This is a genomic window from Helicobacter cinaedi PAGU611 (genome assembly GCF_000284635.1).
Lineage (GTDB): Bacteria > Campylobacterota > Campylobacteria > Campylobacterales > Helicobacteraceae > Helicobacter_C > Helicobacter_C cinaedi.
In genome coordinates this window covers 243,107-266,315 of sequence record NC_017761.1, presented here as the reverse complement: position 1 = coordinate 266,315, position 23,209 = coordinate 243,107, and the positions used below count along the sequence as shown (strand labels likewise).

General features: G+C 36.5%; 34 protein-coding genes and 1 pseudogene. 29 read left to right on the top strand and 6 right to left on the bottom strand.

What is annotated here, in order from left to right; translation table 11 throughout:
* Positions 1-29: 29 nt before the first annotated feature.
* From HCN_RS11595 to HCN_RS01320, 5 genes are all read right to left on the bottom strand, one after another.
* Complete coding sequence (locus HCN_RS11595) at positions 30-179, bottom strand: DUF5989 family protein (protein WP_002957261.1); 150 nt, start codon at positions 177-179, stop codon at positions 30-32.
* Positions 176-1,465 carry a hypothetical protein gene (locus HCN_RS01335; protein WP_014666321.1) on the bottom strand — a complete coding sequence of 430 codons (1,290 nt, stop codon included), beginning with the start codon at positions 1,463-1,465 and terminating at the stop codon, positions 176-178. The genes HCN_RS11595 and HCN_RS01335 overlap by 4 nt, the downstream gene beginning before the upstream one ends.
* Positions 1,466-1,483: 18 nt before the next feature.
* Complete coding sequence (locus tag HCN_RS01330; RefSeq protein ID WP_014666320.1) at positions 1,484-1,861, bottom strand: hypothetical protein; 378 nt, start codon at positions 1,859-1,861, stop codon at positions 1,484-1,486.
* A gap of 10 nt (positions 1,862-1,871) precedes the next feature.
* Positions 1,872-3,965 carry a carbamoyltransferase family protein gene (locus HCN_RS01325; RefSeq protein ID WP_232501871.1) on the bottom strand — a complete coding sequence of 698 codons (2,094 nt, stop codon included), beginning with the start codon at positions 3,963-3,965 and terminating at the stop codon, positions 1,872-1,874.
* Positions 3,966-4,039: 74 nt separating this feature from the next.
* A complete protein-coding gene (locus tag HCN_RS01320; RefSeq protein ID WP_014666318.1) occupies positions 4,040-4,264 on the bottom strand; it encodes a carbamoyltransferase N-terminal domain-containing protein in 225 nt (74 codons plus the stop codon).
* 236 nt (positions 4,265-4,500) lie between these two features.
* On the opposite strand from HCN_RS01320, the gene HCN_RS01315 reads away from it, so the two are divergent.
* The gene (locus HCN_RS01315) at positions 4,501-5,568 is read left to right on the top strand and encodes an AI-2E family transporter (protein WP_002957266.1); all 1,068 of its coding nucleotides are present in this window, start codon (positions 4,501-4,503) and stop codon (positions 5,566-5,568) included.
* 45 nt (positions 5,569-5,613) lie between these two features.
* On the opposite strand, the gene HCN_RS01310 is transcribed toward HCN_RS01315, so the two are convergent.
* Positions 5,614-6,471 carry a menaquinone biosynthesis family protein gene (locus tag HCN_RS01310; RefSeq protein WP_014666317.1) on the bottom strand — a complete coding sequence of 286 codons (858 nt, stop codon included), beginning with the start codon at positions 6,469-6,471 and terminating at the stop codon, positions 5,614-5,616.
* Positions 6,472-6,563: 92 nt separating this feature from the next.
* Between HCN_RS01310 and recA the strand changes: the two genes are divergently transcribed.
* The 28 genes and pseudogenes from recA (at position 6,564) to HCN_RS01175 (ending at position 23,120) form a co-directional block, all read left to right on the top strand.
* Complete coding sequence (gene recA / locus HCN_RS01305) at positions 6,564-7,598, top strand: recombinase RecA (protein WP_002957268.1); 1,035 nt, start codon at positions 6,564-6,566, stop codon at positions 7,596-7,598.
* A gap of 29 nt (positions 7,599-7,627) precedes the next feature.
* Complete coding sequence (gene eno / locus HCN_RS01300; protein ID WP_014666316.1) at positions 7,628-8,905, top strand: phosphopyruvate hydratase; 1,278 nt, start codon at positions 7,628-7,630, stop codon at positions 8,903-8,905.
* Between the two features lie 9 nt (positions 8,906-8,914).
* Entirely contained in the window at positions 8,915-9,178 is a 264-nt protein-coding gene (locus tag HCN_RS01295; RefSeq protein ID WP_014666315.1) for a hypothetical protein, read from the top strand.
* The gene (locus HCN_RS01290; RefSeq protein ID WP_014666314.1) at positions 9,175-9,786 is read left to right on the top strand and encodes an AMIN domain-containing protein; all 612 of its coding nucleotides are present in this window, start codon (positions 9,175-9,177) and stop codon (positions 9,784-9,786) included. The genes HCN_RS01295 and HCN_RS01290 overlap by 4 nt, the downstream gene beginning before the upstream one ends.
* Positions 9,787-9,792: 6 nt before the next feature.
* Positions 9,793-10,293 carry a shikimate kinase gene (locus HCN_RS01285; RefSeq protein WP_014666313.1) on the top strand — a complete coding sequence of 167 codons (501 nt, stop codon included), beginning with the start codon at positions 9,793-9,795 and terminating at the stop codon, positions 10,291-10,293.
* Positions 10,294-10,310: 17 nt separating this feature from the next.
* Complete coding sequence (locus HCN_RS01280) at positions 10,311-11,405, top strand: DegT/DnrJ/EryC1/StrS family aminotransferase (protein ID WP_014666312.1); 1,095 nt, start codon at positions 10,311-10,313, stop codon at positions 11,403-11,405.
* Positions 11,398-12,381: a Gfo/Idh/MocA family protein gene (locus tag HCN_RS01275; protein WP_002957274.1), complete on the top strand. Its 984-nt coding sequence runs from the start codon at positions 11,398-11,400 to the stop codon at positions 12,379-12,381. Before HCN_RS01280 ends, HCN_RS01275 begins: the two co-directional genes overlap by 8 nt.
* Positions 12,382-12,408: 27 nt before the next feature.
* Positions 12,409-12,594: a hypothetical protein gene (locus HCN_RS01270; protein ID WP_014666311.1), complete on the top strand. Its 186-nt coding sequence runs from the start codon at positions 12,409-12,411 to the stop codon at positions 12,592-12,594.
* A 218-nt stretch (positions 12,595-12,812) separates the two neighbouring features.
* Entirely contained in the window at positions 12,813-12,944 is a 132-nt protein-coding gene (locus HCN_RS12330) for a hypothetical protein (protein WP_002957276.1), read from the top strand.
* Positions 12,945-13,067: 123 nt separating this feature from the next.
* Complete coding sequence (locus HCN_RS01265) at positions 13,068-13,415, top strand: hypothetical protein (RefSeq protein ID WP_002957277.1); 348 nt, start codon at positions 13,068-13,070, stop codon at positions 13,413-13,415.
* 173 nt (positions 13,416-13,588) lie between these two features.
* Positions 13,589-13,852, top strand: a complete 264-nt coding sequence (locus tag HCN_RS01260) for a nucleotidyltransferase family protein (RefSeq protein WP_014666310.1) — start codon at positions 13,589-13,591, stop codon at positions 13,850-13,852.
* 123 nt (positions 13,853-13,975) lie between these two features.
* The gene (locus HCN_RS01255) at positions 13,976-14,191 is read left to right on the top strand and encodes a HepT-like ribonuclease domain-containing protein (RefSeq protein ID WP_014666309.1); all 216 of its coding nucleotides are present in this window, start codon (positions 13,976-13,978) and stop codon (positions 14,189-14,191) included.
* A 427-nt stretch (positions 14,192-14,618) separates the two neighbouring features.
* Positions 14,619-14,822 (top strand): hypothetical protein, encoded by a 204-nt coding sequence (locus tag HCN_RS01250; RefSeq protein WP_014666308.1) that lies wholly within the window; start codon positions 14,619-14,621, stop codon positions 14,820-14,822.
* A 147-nt stretch (positions 14,823-14,969) separates the two neighbouring features.
* Positions 14,970-15,278, top strand: coding sequence for a hypothetical protein (locus HCN_RS01245; protein WP_014666307.1), 309 nt, complete (start codon positions 14,970-14,972; stop codon positions 15,276-15,278).
* A 161-nt stretch (positions 15,279-15,439) separates the two neighbouring features.
* Positions 15,440-15,577: a hypothetical protein gene (locus HCN_RS11590; protein WP_014666306.1), complete on the top strand. Its 138-nt coding sequence runs from the start codon at positions 15,440-15,442 to the stop codon at positions 15,575-15,577.
* A 349-nt stretch (positions 15,578-15,926) separates the two neighbouring features.
* Positions 15,927-16,214 (top strand): hypothetical protein, encoded by a 288-nt coding sequence (locus HCN_RS01235; RefSeq protein WP_014666305.1) that lies wholly within the window; start codon positions 15,927-15,929, stop codon positions 16,212-16,214.
* Positions 16,215-16,911: 697 nt separating this feature from the next.
* A complete protein-coding gene (locus HCN_RS01230; protein WP_014666304.1) occupies positions 16,912-17,244 on the top strand; it encodes a hypothetical protein in 333 nt (110 codons plus the stop codon).
* Between the two features lie 91 nt (positions 17,245-17,335).
* A complete protein-coding gene (locus tag HCN_RS01225) occupies positions 17,336-17,572 on the top strand; it encodes a hypothetical protein (RefSeq protein WP_002957290.1) in 237 nt (78 codons plus the stop codon).
* A gap of 113 nt (positions 17,573-17,685) precedes the next feature.
* Positions 17,686-18,090, top strand: coding sequence for a hypothetical protein (locus HCN_RS01220; RefSeq protein WP_014666303.1), 405 nt, complete (start codon positions 17,686-17,688; stop codon positions 18,088-18,090).
* Positions 18,091-18,291: 201 nt separating this feature from the next.
* A complete protein-coding gene (locus HCN_RS01215; protein WP_014666302.1) occupies positions 18,292-18,585 on the top strand; it encodes a hypothetical protein in 294 nt (97 codons plus the stop codon).
* 39 nt (positions 18,586-18,624) lie between these two features.
* On the top strand, positions 18,625-18,864 hold the full coding sequence (locus tag HCN_RS01210) for a type II toxin-antitoxin system RelE family toxin (RefSeq protein WP_014667508.1): 240 nt from the start codon (positions 18,625-18,627) through the stop codon (positions 18,862-18,864).
* 148 nt (positions 18,865-19,012) lie between these two features.
* Entirely contained in the window at positions 19,013-19,744 is a 732-nt protein-coding gene (locus tag HCN_RS01205; RefSeq protein WP_014666301.1) for an AAA family ATPase, read from the top strand.
* Between the two features lie 3 nt (positions 19,745-19,747).
* On the top strand, positions 19,748-19,927 hold the full coding sequence (locus HCN_RS01200) for a hypothetical protein (protein WP_002957296.1): 180 nt from the start codon (positions 19,748-19,750) through the stop codon (positions 19,925-19,927).
* Entirely contained in the window at positions 19,879-20,034 is a 156-nt protein-coding gene (locus HCN_RS12555; RefSeq protein WP_014666300.1) for a plasmid mobilization protein, read from the top strand. The genes HCN_RS01200 and HCN_RS12555 overlap by 49 nt, the downstream gene beginning before the upstream one ends.
* Positions 20,035-20,296: 262 nt before the next feature.
* A pseudogene (locus HCN_RS11825) lies at positions 20,297-20,818 on the top strand (AAA family ATPase).
* A gap of 235 nt (positions 20,819-21,053) precedes the next feature.
* Positions 21,054-21,692, top strand: coding sequence for a hypothetical protein (locus HCN_RS01185; RefSeq protein WP_014666297.1), 639 nt, complete (start codon positions 21,054-21,056; stop codon positions 21,690-21,692).
* A gap of 947 nt (positions 21,693-22,639) precedes the next feature.
* Entirely contained in the window at positions 22,640-22,873 is a 234-nt protein-coding gene (locus tag HCN_RS01180) for a ribbon-helix-helix protein, CopG family (RefSeq protein WP_002957303.1), read from the top strand.
* Positions 22,863-23,120 carry a type II toxin-antitoxin system RelE family toxin gene (locus HCN_RS01175; RefSeq protein WP_014667507.1) on the top strand — a complete coding sequence of 86 codons (258 nt, stop codon included), beginning with the start codon at positions 22,863-22,865 and terminating at the stop codon, positions 23,118-23,120. Before HCN_RS01180 ends, HCN_RS01175 begins: the two co-directional genes overlap by 11 nt.
* The last annotated feature ends 89 nt before the right edge of the window (positions 23,121-23,209 follow it).

Sequence of the window (23,209 nt, the reverse complement as noted above, 5' to 3'; positions counted from 1 at the left end):
CTTCAAACAACCCAGCCAAATAATAGAATCTAGAAAATTGTGTAAATAAATGGTGCGACAGCTGAGCCTTTTGCCAAGACAATCAATACACCTAAAAATAGCATTACAATAATCACAGGAAAAAGCCAAAATTTCTTGCGTTCCTTCAAAAACGCCCATAATTCTTTAATGATATTCATTGTTGCTCCTTTTGTTGTGTGAGATGTTTTTGTGATTCATTTGATTTTTCATAGTCATTTTTGATTTCTTTGGCAATGTATTTGGCTATTTTATCATTTGCAAGGGCATTGGGGTGAAAATCACATTTATGAAGTGCGTAATAATCCCTGTTTTCCTTATAGTTTTGGAGCATTTGACTAGCTAGAAAATATTGCATACCACTTGCGTTAAGATATGTTACAATAGCTTTAGATTCTAATTTTTCAGTATTGCTACTAAGATTGTGCCAGTCCCATAAGATAAAATATAAAGGTGCGTCAAGTCGCGTGGTGAGCTCTTGTCGCAAACTATCAATGATAGCAAAATACACATCATTATATGCTGTGTCATAGACATAGCTTGGACGCAAGATTTTTACCAAATAGCTTTTGTCTATGTTGCTATAAATTTTAGCTAGAATCTTTTGACTTAACGAATCGCTAGAAAAATCGCTAGGGCGGTTTATCCATTCTAGTTTATTATCTCGCAGGGCAAATCGCGGTGCGTGATTATTCCGCTCCCATTGTGAAAAGCCATTAGCTCTTCTAATATGTCCGGGCAAACTCTCATAAAAAGCGATAGTGCTTTGACAATGTTGTGTAATTTTTTCTACTTCTCCGCTTAAAAGCAAAGCCAAAGCCTGATGTGGTCCATAGCCGTGGAATCCGAAGTTGTAGATTCTAGCTTTTTGCTCTGTGCCAAAATAGAATGGTAGTGTCTCATCGCCATTTACCCCCTCGCCTATGGTAAAGCTATCGCCAAAAAATAGCACACATTGATTGCTAGAATCATCACTGCTAGGTGTGATCCTCCAACCAAAATCATCAGTTTGATATGAAACATTATATATTGTGCTATTATCACTCGTGTCAATTTTATGTGCTGTGGCAGTAGTGTTTGGTTTGCCTTTATAGCCAGTGATTGGGCTTTGTGTGAAGTAATCTAGCGCATAACCTCCGCTTGTGCTTGTATTGCAAGAATCTGATTTTGCTTCTTGCTTGGTAAAATAGAATCCATACAGCTCTCCTGCTACCAAACACATCGGTACAATACTTGTGTAAATAAGTATGAGTTTTACACCTTGTTTTTGTATGTTCCTAGCAAATAGCCATAGAAGCAAAGTAAAATACACCCCAATCCACGCAAAAGGCACAATACTCAAACCAAAATCACGCATACATACGCCATCAGCCTTCAATATAATCGCCATAAAAGCAAGTGAGCCGATAATCCACACAATAGACTTTATCCATTTATTTTTTAACACAGAATCTCCTTTGAATTTTTAAAATTGATTTTTCATACTTACAGGTTGCTTTTGACGAGAGATAAGATAACTATCCTTTTCTTTGTCAAGTCTCGCACCCAAAACATTGCGTCCTATTATGCGAAAGACTAGCCCCAAAGGCACAAATACGCAAAAATACAGCACCACTAAAGTTGCACGAGAAATACACCAACCAATCACACTCCCAAGCTTAACTTGTGTAATGTAAAGCGACACACTAGCTTTAGGATAAACTTGTAAGACTAGGGCGATCCTAAGTCCTATCATCGCCCATATTCTATAAATGTCGTGCAATAAGATTCCAGAGAGCAAAAATACTACAAAAATCCCCGCCCAAATGCCTAAAAATACGCGTAAATCACTATTGTTTGTCATCATTTTCCCCTTAATCAAGCTCATATTTGTCTTTAATATCTCTAAACTTTGCGATATGCTCTTTGGGTTGTTTCTCTTTATAAAGAATAAAATCTTCAATCACTAGCATATCCATCTCTGTCCCCATAAAACACGCATAAGAATCATAAGGGCTGCACACCATAGGCTCACCCCGCACATTAAAGCTCGTATTAACTAGCACAGGCACACCGCTAAGTTTATAAAACTTTTCTATCAAAGCGTAATAACGCGGATTTGTATCCTTATGCACGCTTTGGATTCTCGCAGAATAATCAATATGCGTTACACTTGGGATCTCGCTTCGAACGATATTAAGCTTTTCTATGCCAAAAAGCTCTTTTTGCTCTTTGGTAAGTGGATAGCATTTCTCCCTTTTCACAGGGGCTACAAGCAGCATATAAGGACTTATATAATCACACTCAAACCACTCATTGATGGCAAAGTCCAGCACACTTGGGGCAAATGGGCGGAAAGATTCTCTGTATTTAATCTTTAGATTCATTGTCTTTTGCATTGTGGTATTGCGTGGATCGCCTAGAATGGATCTAGCTCCCAATGCCCTAGGTCCAAACTCACACCGCCCTTGATGCCAACCTACAACTTTGCCTTGTGCTAGAGCTTCGGCGGTAAGTGTTTTAATCGCATCAAAATTATGCTTTTCATAGATTGTGTTTAGGGAGTCTAGTGTGGCTTGGACTTCAGTGTTAGAGTAAGATAGCCCTAAATAGCTTCCCTGCATAGAATCTTGTAGTATTGGCGTTGGCTTTTTGGCTAAAATGGTGATTGCTTTTAGCTCAGCTTCGGTCATTACCGCTTTAGGTAACTCCCTTGCTTCGCCTTGCAAAGCCCCATTTTTATCACAAAAATCCTGCCGCCTATCTGCTTGGCTACAAAACACATTTTCTGCGTTTTGGGTGAAACTCCTAGAATCCTTTGCTGGCTCACTTACATTTTGGGTTTCATTGCTAGAATCCGCTTTTTCACACTCGGCTTGTTTTTCTTCACGGATTCTAGGCTGTTTGCATTCTATATGGTAAAACGCTAAGGCACACCCCACTGCACTTCCCGCATCCCCACTTGCAGGCTGTATCCAAATATGATCCAAAATCTTTTCTTCTTTGATAAGCTTTTGATAAATCTTGCCATTACCTACGCAGTTTAGTGCGACACCACCACTTAAGACGAGATTCCTACTGCCGCTTAGTCTAGCTGTGGTGCGAGCTAGGGCTATCATTATTTCTTCAGTTACTACTTGCAGACTTGCAGCTATATCCATATGGATTTGCTCTAGCTTAGATTCTGGGCTTCGTTGCGCGTGGAAAAGGCTATCAAACTTGGCATTTGTCATTCTTAGTCTATAGGTGTAAGAGAAATACTTCATATTGAGTGAAAAGCTCCCATCAGGCTTCATATCAATTAAATGCGTTTTAATAATATCCACAAATTTTGGCTCACCATAAGGGGCTAGGCCCATTACTTTATATTCACCAGAATTAACCTTAAAGCCTAGATAATAAGTAAAAGCAGAGTATAAAAGCCCTAGAGAATGCGGGAAATGCAGCTCTTGTAAAATCTCAATGTGATTATCCACACCCTTAGCAATGGTAGTAGTCGCCCACTCGCCTATGCCATCAAGGGTTAGAATCCCAGCATCACTAAAAGGGCTTGGGAAAAATGCAGAGCTACAATGGCTTAAATGATGTTCGCTAAAGTAGAGATTATTTAGCACTTTTTGTTTAAACGCTTTTATCTCTTGCTTACTTTTTTGCGGATAGAGTTTTTTATACAAAGATTCTAGCTCTCGTGCGATGGTTTCTTTTAAGAAAAGCTTTGTTGAAAGCCATACAGGAATCGCCTTTACAAAGCTTAAAAAGCCCTTTGGTGCGGTGGCAAAGTAGGTCTCAAGCAGGCGTTCAAAGGTTAGGAAAGGTTTGTCATAAAAGACAAAGGAATCAATGGAATCTAGTGTTAGGGGTGTTGGCTTTGGGTTGGAGGATTGGGCTTTGCGGGGTATTTGCGGGAGTTGCGAAAAATCGCTGCGGTCATTACCTTTTAGGTAACCCCTATCCCCAAATTGCTCCAAAACACGCAAAGCCCCACCGCAATTCTTAGAATCGTCTTGGGCTTGGGCGTTTTCAAAAGTAGTTTCTAAGTTGGTTAAATCTTGTGGAGTGTTTTTAGGGTATTCACCCCCCCCCCCATATAATCGTGGCAGTTGTTATTTATATAGTTTAATGCCGCTTCAATGGATAGTTTAGGAAATGCACTATCAGCTTTAATGCGAGATAGTCTCTCTTCTTGCAAGGTAAAAAGGATTCTATCATCTTCTAATAGGGCTATGGCACTATCGTGGTAAAAGGCTGAAATACCTAAAATTATCATTGCTATCCTTTTTGCTAATATTTAATCTGTGGTAGATTTGAGATTTTAATCGGCGTATTCTAGCATAAAATTATTAAATTGACTTTTTTCTCATTTTTGTAAAGAGGCATAAATAAATAGCAAATTTGACATTTTTCGCTACAATGCTGGGTTTTTGGTAGGGTTTGAGCGGGATTTATTGGTGTTGGAAACCAAGATTCTATAAAACTTAAACGCAAATAACACAAAGGGGCAAAATGCGGGCGATTACATTTTTTTGGCTTGTTTTTATTGTGAGTGCTTATAGTATGTATCATATCTATGCGGCGTATCTTATGGATATTCTTATTGCACTTTTGCTTTATATCGTTACTTATGGCTTGTATGCCTCTTTGCTCAAGCGTGTGAAATACCCCATTGTGAGTGCAACGCTAAGTATTTGTGTCTTAATTCTTTTGCTTGTTGTGCCTTTGTTTTTCTTATTTAAAACTATTATCACTTCCGCAGCCGAGCTTAATCCAACGGATTTTAGTGCATTTGTGGAGGGGAGTAAGGAGCAGATTCTATCTTTGCTTGTTTCATTCCCTGAGATTGAGGCAAAGGCAAGAGATATTTTAAGCAGTATTTCAGCCTCTTCAATCTTAGGCTATGTGTTAAACTTCAGCTCACAGCTTGGTAAGTCAAGCCTAGGTTTTATGGTGGATACGGGCTTTATTATCGTGTTTTTATTCTTTTATTTTCTCTATGGGAAACAGGCGTATGATTATGTCATTGAGCTTATACCTTTTGAAAATATCCAAATCAGCAATGTGCTAGATGAGGTAACAAATGTTATTAAAGTGGTGTTTTATACCTCACTTGTTAATATTGTCTTGCAGGGCGTGGCGTTTGGAATCCTTATAATGTTTTTTGGCTATGATGGCGTATTTTTTGGTATGCTCTATGGATTTGCATCAATCGTGCCAATTGTGGGCGGGGGGCTTGTATGGCTACCACTAGCGGGGTATGAATTCTACCTTGGCAATACGCAAAATGCCATTATTATTGCTTTGTATGCGTTGATTGTGTGTGCGGTACTTATAGATAATGTCATTAAGCCTATTTTGATTGGGCTTATTAACAAAAAGGTGTTAAAGACTTCCGTGCGTATTAATGAGCTTCTTATCTTTTTTGCTATTCTTGCTGGGCTTACAAGCATTGGATTTTGGGGGATTATCTTAGGTCCGGCGATCACAGCACTTTTTATTTCTCTTCTTAGAATCTATCGCAAACAAACCGCTAAAGAATCGCTCACCCCCACCCACGAAGAAAAGATAGGTTTGTGAGAGCTAAGGCAAGATTCTAGAATCCTATTTGATTTTTATAAGAATCTATGAAAAACGCAAAGATTCATACTCCGTGGGGATAAAATAATATTCTGCCTTAATGTGCTCTTTATAGAATCCAGCCTTGTATCCTAGCTCAAAAAGCTTATTTAATGCTAAAATCTCCTTTTCCCCCATAGAGATAGAATCCGCATTAGCATAGAGATTTAAATACACTTCTAATTCCTTAGCATTGACGCGGATAATGCCCCTTTCAAGGAGCATTTTGCTTAAAATCGCCCTATTTTCAACGGCTAATCGCACCGCCTTTGTGAGAATCTTTTCACATTCTATGGCAGTAGTAAGGGGCAAAGAGCGTCTTAATGCCATTCCTCCTAGTGGCAGGGGCAATCCCCCACCGCTTAATTCCTGCCATATATCCCAAAGCTCTGCTTCTACCACGAGGCTTTCATCAAAGTTTAAAATTGACTCGTGGATAAGCACCCCCGCATCAACCTCTCCGCTTAGCACACTAGATTCTATCTCTAAGAAATTTTTATACACAATCTTTGCTTCCGGATAGGCTAGAGAAAAAAGCAAAGCATTGCTTGTATGCTCTCCGCTTAAAGCGACTTTGAAGTGCTTTTTTAAGATTTTATCCTTTTTTCTAATGAGTTTTGGTCCATAGCCATTGCCAAAGCTAACGCCTGTGCGTAAAAGGGCGTATTCTTGTGCGACAAGTGGATAGAGGGCAAAAGAGATAGCACTTATATCATATTCCCCGCTCAAAGTGGCGAGATTAAGCGTTTGAATATCTTTTGCGATATTGCTAAAACGCAATTTTGTAGAATCTACCCACCCAAAAACAATAGCATAATACATAAACAAATCATCGGCATCAGGGCTATGAGCGACTTTTATCATCAAAACTCCTTGGGATTTTTGTAAGAAATTATAAGAATAATTTAGTCAAACTTAGATAAAATCCGCTACTTTGATTTTAATAAAGGATAGCTATGGTTGATGAAAGAAAGCAAAAAGCGATTGAACTTGCCCTAAAACAGATTGATAAAGCCTTTGGCAAAGGGGCTTTGGTGCGTTTGGGTGATAAGCAAGTAGAAAAGATAGATTCTATCTCAACAGGCTCTTTGGGGCTTGATATGGCACTTGGGATTGGCGGTGTGCCTAAGGGGCGGATTATTGAAATCTATGGTCCTGAATCTAGTGGGAAAACGACTTTGAGTTTGCAAATTGTTGCGGAATGTCAAAAAAATGGCGGAATCTGTGCGTTTATTGATGCAGAACACGCCCTTGATGTGTATTATGCCAAGCATTTGGGCGTGGATACGGAAAATCTGCTTGTATCGCAACCAGATACGGGCGAACAAGCCTTAGAGATTCTAGAAACACTTACACGCAGTGGAGCGGTGGATTTGGTGGTGATTGACTCAGTGGCAGCCCTTACGCCAAAGGCGGAGATTGAAGGGGATATGGGCGATCAGCACGTGGGGCTACAAGCAAGGCTTATGAGCCACGCTTTGCGTAAGATTACAGGAATCTTGCATAAGATGAATACGACTTTGATTTTTATCAATCAAATCCGTATGAAAATTGGCGTTATGGGCTATGGTAGTCCGGAAACGACAACGGGTGGTAATGCGTTGAAATTTTATGCGAGTGTAAGGATTGATGTCCGCCGCATTGCGACATTAAAGCAAAATGAGCAGCAGATTGGCAATCGCACAAAAGCTAAGGTTGTGAAAAATAAAGTCGCACCGCCATTTAGAGAGGCGGAGTTTGACATTATGTTTGGAGAGGGCATCAGTCGCGAAGGCGAGATTATTGACTATGGCATTAAGCTTGACATTATTGATAAAAGTGGTGCGTGGCTTAGCTACAACGATAAAAAGCTTGGACAAGGGCGAGAGAATGCAAAACTGCTCTTAAAAGAAGATAAGGCATTGGCTGAAGAAATTACGCTTAAGATTAAAGAGCAGATTGGGGCGAAAGATGAGATTATGCCACTGCCTGATGAGCCAGAAGCTGAATAGATTCTAAAAATAAAACTAAAGGAGTAAAAATGGTATATATTGAATGTATTGACGCACAAGAGGTTATGGATAGCCGTGGGAATCCAACGATTAAGGCAATGGTAAGATTAAGTGATGGCACAAGGGCATCTGCTATCGTGCCAAGTGGAGCAAGCACAGGCAAAAGAGAAGCCCTAGAATTGCGTGATAATGATAAAGAGCGTTATTTAGGCAAAGGCGTGTTAAATGCGTGTGCGAATGTGAAAACGGAGATTAACGCACAGCTTAATGGTGTATCCCCTTATGATCAAAGCAAGATTGATTTGATTTTGAAAAAAATGGATAGCACAGAGAATTACTCAAAGCTTGGGGCAAATGCGGTTTTAGGCGTGAGTATGGCGATAGCTAGGGCAAGTGCACAATCTTTGCGTTTGCCTTTGTATCGTTATCTTGGCGGGAGCAATGCTCTTACTTTGCCAACGCCTATGCTGAATATCATTAATGGTGGCTCACACGCGGATAACACGGTTGATTTTCAAGAATATATGATTATGCCTTTGGGCTTTGATAGCTTTGCGGAAGCCTTGCGTGCGTCAGCTGAAGTGTATCATCATCTCAAAGCTATTTTAAAAGAAAGCGGACATATCACAAGTATAGGCGATGAGGGTGGTTTTGCTCCAAATCTTAAGACAAACGGAGAACCCATTGAAGTGATTCTAAAAGCGATTGAAAGGGCAAAATATAAGCCTATGGAGCAGATTGCCATCGCTCTTGATGTGGCAAGTAGTGAGCTTGTAGGTAAAGATGGGAATTACCATTTAAGCGGGGAAGGCAAGGTGTTTGATAGTGCTGGAATGATTGAGTATTATGAGAATCTTGTAGCAAAATATCCCATTGTATCTCTTGAAGATGGCTTAAGCGAAGATGATTGGGAGGGCTGGAAGCTACTTACACAAAGGCTTGGCGATAAGATTCAGCTTGTGGGCGATGATTTGTTTGTAACAAATAAAAAGATTTTGCAAGAGGGTATTGATAAAGGTATTGCAAATGCGATTTTGATTAAGCCAAATCAAATCGGTAGCGTGAGTGAGACTATGCAGTCTGTGAGATTAGCTCAACGCAGTAGCTATAAATGCGTAATGAGTCATCGCAGTGGGGAGAGCGAAGATACCTTTATTGCGGATTTTGCCGTGGCGTTAAACACAGGTGAGATTAAAACCGGCTCAACGGCTAGAAGTGAGAGAATTGCAAAATATAATCGTTTGCTTGAGATTGAAAGGGAAGTTGGGGATACAGAATATATTGGCAAGACACTTTTTAAACGCTAGGGTAGGGTGATGAGCGAGGCGGAAGAACTCTTAGAGAAAAGCTCAAAATTATGGCGGTTAGCTTATACTCATCGTGTGTGGTTTGTGCTTTTTGGGATTCTAGTCGGCATTGGGCTTTATTTGGGATACTTGCTTTTTGGGAATGACTCTGTGGAAGTGCTTGTGCGATTAAAGACACAAAAGAATGCTCTTATTAATGATTCAAAAATGATAGAATCGCAAAATGCAAATTTACAAAAACAAATCTTTGAAATAAGGGGGTTAAAGCCTTGAAAAAAGTAATGCTTTGCCAGATTCTATGTTGTATGTGTCTGTGTGGTGTGCTAAATGGGCGAGATGACCCATTTCAGTCTGTTATTGCCCCAAAGCGTGAAGAGCATAAGCCCCCAACACTGCATCAAGACCCGCTCTCAAGTGTGGAGTTTGTCCTGCCTAGCACGGCTAGGGTTTTAAAAAGTGTGCAAATAAGTTACCAGAATCTTGATGGTTCTATTGAAACAAAGACCATTCAGCTTGATGAGAGTATTGACTGGCATTATCCATTAATGATAGCCCAAAAAGCACAAGGTGCGACATATTCTAGTGAAAATCGCTTTAAGCTTGGCGAGTTTGAGCTGGTGATAAATAAAAGCAGTATTTTTATTGCTACACGCAAAAAAATGTTGCGAGATTTTGTCTTGCCTGAACCTTATCGGCTTGTGCTTGATATTGAAGGTGTGAAAAGTAATGAATCTCAAAAGATAAAGCTTGATAAAAAGTATTTTAGCGATGCGGAGATTTCCACGCACGAAGGCTTTTATAGGATCTCCATTGGGCTTGATGGACGCTATAAGCATACTATCAAGCCCCAACGCGATGGATTTATGATTACTTTGGAGTAGGTTGAAGTGGAAAATATCGTTCTTATTGGCTTTATGGGGAGTGGGAAAACAACGATTGGTAGGGAGATTGCTCTGCTTGGAGGGAGATTTTTACTTGATACTGATGGGCTGATTGAACAAAATATGGGCAAGAGTGTGCGAGAGATTTTTACTTCTGTTGGGGAAAAGGGATTTAGAAAGATAGAATCTCAACTCATTTTGTGGCTATCAGCCAATGTCAAAAATGCAGTGATTGCTACCGGTGGAGGAATGCCAATCTACAATGATGTGCATTATTTGGGGAAAGTCTTTTGGCTTGATGTGGGATTTGAAAGCATTATTAAAAGATTAGATTCTATTGAGAAAAAAAAGCGTCCTTTGTTTGAAGATATGACAAAGGCACAGAGTTTGTTTAATGAACGCAAACCAATCTATGAAAAACAAGCACAATATGTCATTGGCGGAAGTGCCCAGCCCACTGAAATTGCAAAAAAAATCGTATCGCTTATGAATGAGCGTGTAATTTAAAATAAGGAGCAAACACGATGGAATTTATCAATCTCAAAGCACAATACCAAGCCTACAAATCGAGCATAGATAAGGCAATGCAAGATGTGCTAGATTCATCACAATTCATTATGGGAAGTGCGGTTGGTGAGCTAGAATCTGCATTAGCCAAATATAGCGGGGCAAAACACGCCATTGCGTGCAGTAGTGGGACAGATGCGTTGATTTTAGCATTAATGGTACTTGATGTGAAAAGTGGCGATGAAGTCATTACCTCGCCTTTTAGCTTTATTGCGAGTGTGGAGGCGATTATGCTGCTTGGGGCAAAGCCTGTTTTTGTGGATATTGATGAGAAAACTTATAATCTTTCTAGCTCAAAATTAGAATCTAGCATTACAGACAAAACAAAGGCGATTATTCCCGTGGCGATTTTTGGGCAAATGGCAGATATGGAAAGCATAAATGCTATTGCTTCAAAGTATAAAATCCCCGTGATTGAAGATGCTGCACAAAGCTTTGGGGCGACTCAGATTCAAGGTAAAAATCAAATCAAATCCTGCAATGCTTCTCTTTTAGCCACAACAAGCTTTTTCCCAAGCAAACCTTTAGGCTGCTATGGCGATGGGGGAGCGGTATTTACAAGTGATGATGCGTTGGCAGAAAAGTTACGATACTTGCTAAATCACGGACAGACAAGGCGGTATGAGCATAGCTTTATCGGGCTAAATGCAAGACTTGATAGTATTCAAGCGGCTGTGCTTCTAGCTAAACTGCCGCATTTGGATAGTGAGATTACTAAGCGTCAAGAAATTGCTAAAGTATATGATGACAATCTCCATTCTGTCATTACGCCTTTTGTAGAATCTTACAATACAAGTGCCTACGCACAATATAGTATTCGCTCTACTGGTAGAAAAGGCTTAACACAAAAGCTAGAATCTGCTAAGATTCCTTATGCGGTGCATTATCCTATCCCCCTGCATTTGCAAGAGGTAGTTACAAAGCTTTATCCTTACAAAAAAGGCGATTTTCCTATAAGTGAAATGATAAGTGAAGAGATACTCTCACTCCCTTTTAGTCCGTTTTTGACTAAAGAAGAGCAACTTAGCGTAATAAAGGCAGTAAATGGGTAAGATAGTTAAAATTGCCCTTTTTGGCATTGGGAAAATGGGGCAAAATCACTTAAGAATCTTAAGTATGCTAAAAGATGTTGAGGTGGCATTTTTATATGATGTGAATCTTGAGCTGTGTGAGAGCTTGAGTAAAAGCTTTGGCATTAAGGTGCTAGAAAATCTTGATGAAGATTTGAAAGATTGCGATGGAGCTATTATCGTAACGCCAACTTTCACGCATTTTGATTATGTCAATAAAGTGAGTGATTATGTCAAAAATATTTTTGTAGAAAAGCCCCTGACTGATACGCTTGATAGCACACAAATAATCCTTGATTTAGCCAAGCAAAAATCACTCAATATCCAAGTAGGCTTTATTGAACGCTACAATCCAGCCATTATCACGCTTCAAAATATTCTGCGTGATACTAAGATTGTCAATATTGACTTTACCCGCACAAATAAGATGAGCTCTAGAATCACAGATGTAGATGTGGTGATTGATTTGATGATACACGATATTGATTTGGCATTGCATTTTAATGGCGATATTGCGGATATTTACGCTCACGGCGTGGTAATGGAGGGAATGATAGAATATGCCAGAGCGTGTATTATTCACAAAAATGGGGCGTTTTCTAATATCGTAGCAAGTCGCATTACCGAAAAGCGTATCCGTCAAATCAGCGTAACAACGCATAATGAATACATTGACTGCAATCTTTTGAGAAAGGAAGTCTTTGTTGATAAGCAAAGTGTGGAGCAAAGGCTAGATAGCGTATCTATCAGTGCTAATACCGAGACGATTGAAGTAAGGGGGCAAGAATCACTTTTTTCAGAGCTGCTTGATTTTGTGAATCTGTGTAAAGATTCTGAATCTCATCAAACGCCTTCCGCACCCTCTAGAATCAACCGCCCCAATCAGCACGATGGCATGAAGGCTATGCAGGTGGCGTATAAGATTCAAAGTCTTATCCACAATGCAAATAAATCTTAAGGCTTAAATCTTCAAAAAGGGGGATATATGCTGAAACTATTATCTATGTTTGGTGTATTGTTTTTCGTGTTAATGTTTTCTACTCAAGGTTGTTATGAAGCCCCAACGCCCCCACCTGTTGATATGCAATTTGGCGATAAGCAAAAGTTTTATAAAAACCACCCCGGAGTGTGTGGCAGGGGGAGCTATTATATCCGCGAATGTGGATTTTAGAATCTGCATTTATCTTAAGTGTAAAATTGTTAATTACCATTCTTGTGCTCGAATCTTCGTAGAAAAAGGGCTTTGCGACATAATATTGATACTAGCAAATATGTCTCAACATGTCTTGCTAGATAAGTTGTCCGAAAATAGCCTATTTGTATATGTATGAGCACAAGTGGAAAAGTGCTAAATGTTGTACAATTTAGTCAATATGTGAAACAGAGAGTGTGCTGAACAATTTAGAGTTTAGCTGGCTTGATGAGTATTTTAGTGTGTGTTTTATAGAATCTGCTGTGAGTGCTACCCTAAAGATTGAAAAGTTAGCAAGAGAGTTTATGGAATTTTGGATTGTAGCTTAATAAATATACTTTTTAATCATATTCTTACAAATTAGCCAAGACATTAGTTCTGCCGTTCCCATTTGAAAAACATCCTTCAAACCACCTATAATACGCACATACAAAACAACACGAAGGATCAAAATGAAAACTTTAAGCCAAGAAGCAATCAGCCTTGCAAGGCAAATCCAACAAGGGCTTCAACGAGTAGTGAATGCTAAACTAGAAGTATTAATGGACGAAGTAAAGAGCATTGATAGAAGATTCCAACGCCAAGAAGCTAAGTGGAGACAAGCTCAATCTAAAGAATTCTTATCAGGTTTCAATATTCTTAAAATGCCTGAATTTATGTGGGCTGCACGATGTGCTGGAGTAAATGTGCCACAAGAATCTTTGAATGAAGTTAGAGAAAGTATTGAAAGCGGAGTATTTAAGGCATATTTTAAAAAAGCTTTTAAAGAAAGAAAAGCTATTCAAGCAACATTATTTTAGATTCTGGGTAAAGATTCTGCTTTAGCTTTTTACATCTCATTAGAGCAACAGTTGCTCATTCTAAAGATTTGTGCTACTATGCCCCAATAAAATACAAGAAAACACAAGGAAGGGCAATGTCTATACCTACTAAAGAAAGCATACTTGCTTATCTCGCAGACATTTAACAAGAATTGCAAGGTGATGGTATTACTGAGCTTGGACTATTTGGGAGCTATGCTAAAGACAGGGCTGATATAGCAAGCGATATAGACATTATGCTTTGCACGAGCAAAGAGTTTTTACGCAAGTTTCAAGGATTTGAAAGTGCGATTTATTTAGATGAGCTACGCCAAAGAGTATCAAAGCATTTTAGAACTCAAGTTGATATTTGTGATACTGCCTCTATGAGCCAAGTAAAAAAGGAAAGTTTGCTTACTGGAGCAATTTATGTTTAGCAAAGAAAGTTTAGAAAGGCTCAAAGATGTTTCTCATAGAATCCAAAATATCTTTGATATTTGCCAAGACTATGGCGGCCCTCACTTGCTCTTAATGATGTAAAAATAGCTCAACCAGCCATTATGATGCGCCTTATTGTATGTAAGGAAAACTTTGAGAAAGTTATATACAATGGCGAGAATATCACGGCGTTTTTAAGCAAAGAGGATATGAGGGGGTTAAGTGCTATTAGGAATATTGCTTCACACGATTATGAGGGATTGAATCTGGGCATTATAGAAGAAGTGATACGCTCAAAACTCCCGCCCATTCAACAAAAGATTAATGCTTTTTTATAAGAGCAGGAATGTAGGGAGTGAGAAATGGGGGAATTTGTCTTTTTTTTATTTGAGAAGGACAAATATAATATTTTAGAATGTCCTAAGGGACAAGGACAAGCAGAGCTCATAGGCAAAGGCTTTATTGTGCTGATTTTATTAGTGCATATGTGATTACACTAAAAGTAAAGACAAAAGAAAAAAGGCAAAACCATAAAGCAAAGGTAACCATAGCTTACTCCCATACACTTTTTTCAGGTATTCTTAGAATTCTACAGCAGAAATCAAAGTGTCATCGTAATGCTATTTGTGGCTTTGTAAAACAATACCTTGCTTTTTGATAAGATTCCGACACAAGCTTTTTTATTTAAAAATCCAATACCTCTTTTTGCTACGATCTAAGAAGCGACCCTTAGAAGGGCAAAAAACAAATTAAAAGGAGGCAAAAATGGCGAATCAACTAAAAATGCTAAAGCATAAAGAGGTAGAGCTACTTGAGTATAAGGGCGTGCTAGATGTATCTAGGCTTTTTTTGAAGGAGAGAATTGAGGACACAATGTTTAATGCGTTGGTGTACATCAACAATATGTGCTTAAAAAAGGATGAAGAGTTCCCTAAAATTGTGCCTATGATTATACACGCAGGTGTATGATGCGTATAATGTGGAGTATAACTTGTTTATTGAGGCATTGTCGCTGAATTTCACTGGATTGACTAGGTAGGCATTTGTTATGGATTTTGCTTTAAAGAGAGGAATAGCACGGGGAAGAAGGGCATTATCGCCATCTACTTGAATGTTATGCTTGAAACACTTGATTTGGCTTCAGTGAATACTGCAAGGCATATAGGGCAATCTTTCTATAAGTCCATTGTGTATGAGAATAGAGATACAAAAGAAGCATTTCAAATGGCGGCATTAACGCTAAGAGAAGAAGCTTTGAGGTTTATGTTTTGGAAAAGAGAGGATTACAAGGAGCTTATAGCTAGCTTGGAGTATTTTTTAAATAGGGAATTTGACTTTGAACAAAAGGCTTATGGGACAACAAGTTGCAGAGAATTTTGGAAGAAAAATAAGAAGATTCCAATGCCATTGTATAAAATTCTTTAAGAGTGTCCTTCTATATAAGTCTATATATAGACTAGTTGTTATGTTGTTATGTTTGTAAGTTTTGTGGTTTATGAAATAAACCCGAAACTGCCATTTTTTTTCAGTGAGCAAAAAAAATTTTCTCACGAAATCAAATCAAAAATTTTCAAAAGGAATCCGAAATGGAAAATCAAATTGCCAAAATTGCAAATTTCACAAAAGAGCACCTAGAATCTCTTGGATTAAAATCACTTGAAAAGCCGATTTTTGATTTTTTGCATTTTTTTGGCACTTTAAACAGCTTTTTTATATTTAGGTAATAAGGATTACTAACTCATATTTTTTGATTTTAGAGCTATTTTTGTGCGTTTAATGATATATTTTAATTTTATTTTTATACCAAAAAAAGAAAAAGTGAAAGATTCTGCTAAAAATTCTTTTAGTTTGGGAATGTGATTTTGAAAGCAAGAAAAAAAGACTTTATCCTTAACAGAATAAACTCCTAGAGTGTTAATAGAATCTAGTAATTCTATATTTCAAATAAAGTTTTAAGAAATATTATACCACAAAAGATAAAGTAGGTTTATTTTTCTCATTTGAAACTCTCTCTTACATTGTGGCACAATTTAAATGTGCTATGCACATATCAAAATGCTAAAGGAGTTCCTTATGGATTCAAATGTCAAATACGAAGTGCAAGATGCCAAAAATGAGTTGCAATACCAAATACTAGAAGAACATCACAAAACGAGAGGAGAGATTGCAGGTATTAAGCTCTATCTCTATACGCTAACGCTTTTTGGTATTCTTGCGTTTATTATTTTCATAATTCTCATAAATGAAGTAAAAGCTGCAAGGCATACTCAGCATAATCAAAAGAGTGACACACAGGCATTGATGGAATCTAAGTTTGTGCCGCAAGCTCACATAAGCAATTTTTTAAACAATGTTGTTTAAAAGTCTTGTTGTCTTGAAAGTGTCTTAAGCCTTGTTGGCAAATATAGGTGCGTATATTCCTAAGTAGGGAATATACGCCTTTGGCTTTAAAATGTGAATTTATGCTATAATGATCCTATGAGTAGGAAAGAAAGATTAAATTTACGCTTGATTTCGTTAAAGGCTTAATGTTGCCTTATTAACTGCATTGTTTGGAATCTTTGCGTTTGTTGTGATTCACATTGACACAATCAACTTATTTCAAGGCATAGCTTCAGCGATAGGCATTTTAATAATTGCTGTATCGTTTTTCTTTCTTATTCAGTATCTTGTCAAAAAACTTGATGAATTGGAGAAATTAGAATGAATTGGTTTGATTGTAGCTACACTTGCGATTGTAACCTTTTGTGGATTGTCTCTTTATGCTGTAAAAGCTATCAATAAAGAGAAAGACTAATGGGACTAATAGTATTCTTTGGATTCACTGCATATTTAATCTACAAGCTTTCAACAATAAAGTAAAAAATGCTAGAAAAAATTATCCTTGTTTGCATTGCACTTTCGGTATTTGTTATTCCTTTAATGGCTCTTAGAGCTATCATACACGACAAAAAGAATAGATAGAGTTTTTACTTCGCCACTTTTTTAACTATTCATTAAAAGCAGGCAGAATTAAAGTAGGTAGAATAGGATAAATCTAAGACAAGGAAGCCATATTATGCTGATTTATGTCTCCACCACTCAAGATAAGGCGGAACATCCAATCAGAGATTGGAAAAAAATACAAATCAAAGACCTAGCAGAGCTCCACAACATCATTAAAACATATCCCTACTCTAATGCAAACTTTTATGATGGCTACCGCAAGGCAGATAACATTATATCATTTAACAATCTTCTCATTTATGACATAGACAACAATAAAGATACGCCCAATCTCACAATAAAGCAAGCGGAAATATTGCTTACACAAAATCAAATCCACGCCCTTATTATGCCTACTAAGAGCAATAATAAAGAAAAAAAATGGGCATATTGCACAAAGATATAGAATCCTTATTCCAACAGTCACTCCGTGCGAGTTAAAACAAAAGAATGAATTTAGAATATTCCAAGAGCTTTGTGCTAGACAACTAGGCATTATGGACTATCTTGATAAAAGTGCGCTGAATGATATGTCTAGATTCTATTATGCAAGTCCCATCTCAGAATCTGGAAGAATCACAAATGGAAAGATTTTTGATACAAGAGCTCTTGAACAACAAGCTGGAGAAATAACAAAACAAAAAGAATTGGAGAAAAAACAAAGAGAAGCCATTATAAAGGAGATTCAAGCAAATCAAAATGCTTATAAACAAACACAGCCCACCCAACATTAAGATAAATGTTTATCATTTGTATCACTTGATAAATATAACGCAATGATAAATTATGATATTCAAATGATTGTTGAAAAAATGAAAGCTGTGAAATTTACAAGGACACTTACATAATGATAAAAACCACAGATTCCAAATATGCGATTATCCCAAATGCGAATCTCATTCACGATTTTAAAAGTGGAAAAACCTACAATGTCTATACCTATCTTAGCAAATTCAATAATACAAACAATGTAAATGCTGTAGCGAGAAGATTCCGAGAATTAACAGGGGAAGAAATTCTACAGGCGAATCACAAACTTATCCTAGATGCAATCACAGAAGCTTGTGATAATGGAGTATCTAAAGACAAAGAGCTTGAGGCATACATAAAAGAAAAATTTGGAGTAAGATATGTCAAGGTTCACTACGGAAGTGGGGAAAGCTTTATAGAAATCGCTGATGTAAGAATGTTATTAAGTGAATATGGTGCAGACATAATCAAAAGGCTAAGAGAAAACAGAGAAAAAAGATAATTAATAAATACTAATTATATGTATAATAATATCTAATTTACATTTATTAATCACTTATTATATATAATACACTGAAAACCACCAGAGATAAATACAAGTATTTTATATGCTATAATCTCATTCTTTGCCACAGCTTGATATATTTCACAAGTTTAATGCGAAACCAACCTAAGATACAAAAAACATAAGGGGGCAAAATTGATGACACAAGTAACAAATAAATATGAAACATATAGTCAAAAGCGGCTAGTTTCAACGCTCAATACCATACGAAAAAACATCGCCAAAACCCAAACCGAGCAAAAAAGGATAGACAATAAGCTTAATAAATTTCTTGCCGATGAAGTTTTGGTAAGCCAAGCTCTTAGCAAAAATCTAAACCCCACACCTATTGAAGATTCTAAAATCATACAAAAAATCAAAGGGGCTAAATTCTCACAAGATGAGCTTCAATCGATTAACGCCGAGCTTGAAAAAGATATGCAAGAGAGCTAATGACTAAAGTTTTTATTAATAATAGAGCACAAAAAGAGCTTGAAAAAAAATTGGAAAAGCAATGCTCTTGCTGCAAAAAAGATTCAAATATTCCTTACAGAAAGACTTCCAAACATTGAAAATCCTTGTTTCTTGCCAAATGCCAAAAAGCTCAAAGGTCGTGATAATCAATACCGCTGGAGACTTGGGGATTATAGGGTGATAGGCATTGTTGAAAATGGTGAATTTTTAATTGTAAATATTACAAGAATTGCCCATAGACAAGGAGCTTATGACTAATGCGAAATTCAAACATTGACTTCAAATCCCCCATTCTAAAAGCAAAACAAAAGAGAACTCAGATTCTCTAGGACACCATATACTTGAAACATCTCCAGCAATTAGGAAAATAGCAAGAACTTATTTCAATCTATTATACATATAATGTATGTATAATATACTAATTACATACCTAAAAATTCAAAGGATTGCTATAATAGTTTCAGTAATCAATGAAAAGGGTGGGAGTGGAAAAACAACTCTCGCCGTAAATCTTGCTTGCAAACTCTCGCAAGAAAGAGATGAAGTTTTACTCATTGATGCAGATCTACAAAGAAGCACAGAAGCTTTTGTTAATATCCGCACAAATGCAGACTTACCACTCATTTTCAATTCAGTAACAAAGCTAGGAGATGGGTTAGCTAGAGAAGTGAGGTCGCTTTCAATAAAATATGATTCAATCATTATTGACACATGCGGAAGAGATTCAAAAGAAATGCGTCAAGCTCTAGCTATTGCGGATATAGTTATTATCCCAATTGTGCCTAGTCAATATGATGTTGCAGTATTAGACAAAATGATTTCACTTTATGATGAAGTGATTTCAGGCTCACTAAGAGAAGAGGAACCAATCGCACTGATTGTCATAGATAAGGCTTCTCCAAATCCATTTTTGGAGAAAAAAATCAACGACTTAAGAGATTATATTAATGAAAAGAATCTTAAGAATCTCCACTTAATGAACTCTATTATTCACGAACGAGAAGCGTTTAAAAATGCCACTGCAGCGGGGCAAGGCATTACAGAATTTTGTAATAAAACCGACAAGGCATATATTGACTTCGTCTCATTTTATGAAGAGCTTATTGCCTACATAAATCAACAGATTAATAAGGAGTAATAAATGGCAGGACTTGCAGGCATCAAAACAAATTCATTTAAAAGCGTAGAGCTCAACAGACCAAACTCAAAAGCGCAGGATATAAAAGAATTTATCAATAATGCGGAGGGCGAGACAGCAAACAAGAGTAAAAAATGGGTCCTCCATTCAAACCAGAGCAACAAAAGCGATCTTACAAATTAGCTATATCTTTTACACAACAAGAGCGAGAAAGCATACAGAAAATGGCTGAACAAAAATCTATGAACATCACAGAATTTATAAGATATAAAATTTTTAATGCAAATTGATTAAGCACACTAATGCTATAATCACAAAGCCAAAGAAGAGAATAGGCTTTAAGGATCATAAGAAAGAATAAGAATCCTACTCAAAAGAGAAAAAAGAAATGACAGACAATAGGAAAACGCTAGAAAATTTGTTTGGCAACATAAAACAAAACATACTCATAGCAAATACACCAACGCAACAATCAAATACAACAAAATTCATTTGTGAGAACTTTATACCCATATGCAATAATGGATAACTCTCTTAAGTGCAAATGGTGGTGTGGGAAAGTCTTTTCTTGCCGCCCAAATTGCTTGTCGTTTAGCAAAATCTCAAACAAAATGTCTCTTATGGCTTAGCGAAGACACACAGCAAACAATCAAAGAACGATTAGAAGATATTTGCTCAGACATATTTCAGCTTAATGTAGACATCTAAAGCGATTATGAAGGGATTCTAGATATTCTTTCCTATATCCATATTTGCAATGAAATGCCTCCTCCTATCACAACAAACACTCTTCCATATTTTACGGAGCTATTTAAAGACTATAAGCTTATTGTCATATATCCTTTAATCGCATTTTATGATGGCGATGAAAATAGTAACTCACAGGCAAGAAGATTCATGGATTGTTTAAATCATATTGTGCGGGAAAATGATCAAGCCATACTTATTACACATCACAACACCAAAGGCAACAATAATGAAACAAGTAAAACAAGGGGGCAAGTGCTTTTGTTGATGCTGTGCGCATTGCCTATGAGCTTAATTTTAAAAAGAGTAACAATCAACAAAACTTAGCAAGCCAAGAACGAGAGCTCAAGCTCATAAAAGATAACCTAGGCATCACTAATTCACAAGTATGGAAAGATAGAAGTCGAATAATAAAAGTCATTCCTAGAAAAACCACACTCTTTCAAGTGAGTACACACTACCCCCGTAAGCAATTTATCAAAATTATTGATACGCACGAAGAGAGCTTGGAAGATATACAAAGATGGGAGAATGAAAAGAAAAAATCTAGAAAGGTAAAATTATGCTAACTGTACCAGCCACAATTGATGAACTTTTTCATGTTAAAAAACAATTTGATGTGGGATTCACTTCCACCAAGTTAGAAAATATAGTAGGAATATTCCTGCCAAGTCGCAATATCACAAAATCAAGAATATATAATGATTTTATAAAGAAAAATCAAAAGTATGTTCTACAAGATAATGAGCACACAAGAGTAGCTATCACTGGAAGACTGCTTACACAAAAGCATAAAGATGTCTTAGAATCTCTTATAACAGGAGTTCAAGGAGACTATGGAGAAATAGAACTACATAAAAGAGAGCAAATATTCAAAATAATAACAAATCCAAACCAAGCAAAACAAGCTTATAGTGAGTATAGCGGAACTCAAACTAACGCTACTTGGTTTTATGAAAAGCTCGTAGAAATTGGAGATTGTGGCGTTCAATTAGATTCCAAAGATGAAAACAACACATCAATATATTTTACATTCATAGATTCTATATATAAAGATGATAACAAAATAATAATTAATTTCAGCATAGCCTACACAAGATTTCTTGCAAAAACATTGATATATGATTATCAAGACTATCTTAAACCAATTTTAGGATTTAGTAATTTCTGCAAAAAAACAAACAAGAAGCTTAAAGCGTGAAATACACACTGAACCCATAAGGTCCATAATGCACTTTATGCTAATGCACAAAACTAGAACAACCTATAAGCTCGAAACAATATTCAAAGATCTAGGTTTTTATGAAATTCTATCAAAAAGACAAATACAAGAACTTATGTCAGATCTTAAAGATGAAAAAGTCAGAGCATATCTAGAATAATAGCAGTGTAGAAGACAGAGAAAGAAAAATAAGAAGCCCTATAAACAACGAAGACATTCTGCCAAAGAAAGGAAAAACAAGTAGCCAAATCACCCAACAAACTCTATTCTAGATAATATTAAAGCTCTTTTTTCTTAAAAACAAATTGCTTTAGGTTAAATCTTACTTAAAAGTTTGGATTCTCGCTAGGAAGCATTAGCTATTCCTTCTTTGACAGCAAAAAACTAAAAAACCGATTCTTTTTGTTTGATACGAGTGAAAAGCTTTATAATATTTATAATACTTTATAGAAGCTTTGGAAAACTGGTAAAAGTTCAACAAATTTGGCAAAAATAGCGATAAAATTAGTAAAAGTTCAACATTTTTCATACTATGAAGTGCAAATGAGATTTATCTTTTTTGTTTTGATGTTTGAGGATATGCTGATGATTATATAATAATTTTAGTTTATATATTAAAAGTATAATATATAATTTTAATATAATAGATGTTTAATATACAAATAATATTATTAGATATATAATTATTATACATATATTATATGTTTTTTAATTCCCAATATCTATAACTTTAAGTTTTAGTATCACAAGGGTGGAAAACTTAAAACATCATAGAATCTCGCATCAAAGGGCATTTCAAGGAAAACACATTAGTTTGAAAAGCATACTTTTCAAACTTTTTTATATATTCCAAGTTAAAAATCAACTCGAATGCACATTTAACTATTGTATGTATAATTGTATATACAAAATACAAGGGTAGCTTTATGAAGACAGCAATTAACATAAGACTAGACAATGATTTACTCAAAACATTGGATCACGCGGCAAGAGAAACAAATCTCACACGCACAACACTCATAGAAAGAGCCATTATCGCTTATCAGGATAGAATAGATGAATTGATGAGTGATACTATCCTTGATGAGCTACAAGAAGGCAAAAGAACAACCTTGCCATTACAAGACTTTTTTAGCAAAACAGGCTTAGATGATGTATGAAGTCTTTGTTGAGGAAAAAGAGAATCTATTCATTGCTCATTTAGCTCTAAAAGACAAAAGAATCATCAAAGATAAACTTTTAGATTTACAAAATGGCAATTTCAGTGGTGATAAAGCACTTAAGGGCAGACATAAAGGCAAATTTAGAAAAAGAGCTGGGAATTTTAGGATTATCTATCAAAAGCAACAAGATAAACTAATTATATGTGTGACTCGTATTGCAGATAGAAAAGAGGTTTATGATTAAGTTTGTGTGTAAGTGTTTTTACGAGAAGCTTATTGTTTAAGCCAAAAAAAACAAGGATAAGACAAAGCTAAGTTTGGATTCTAATTTGG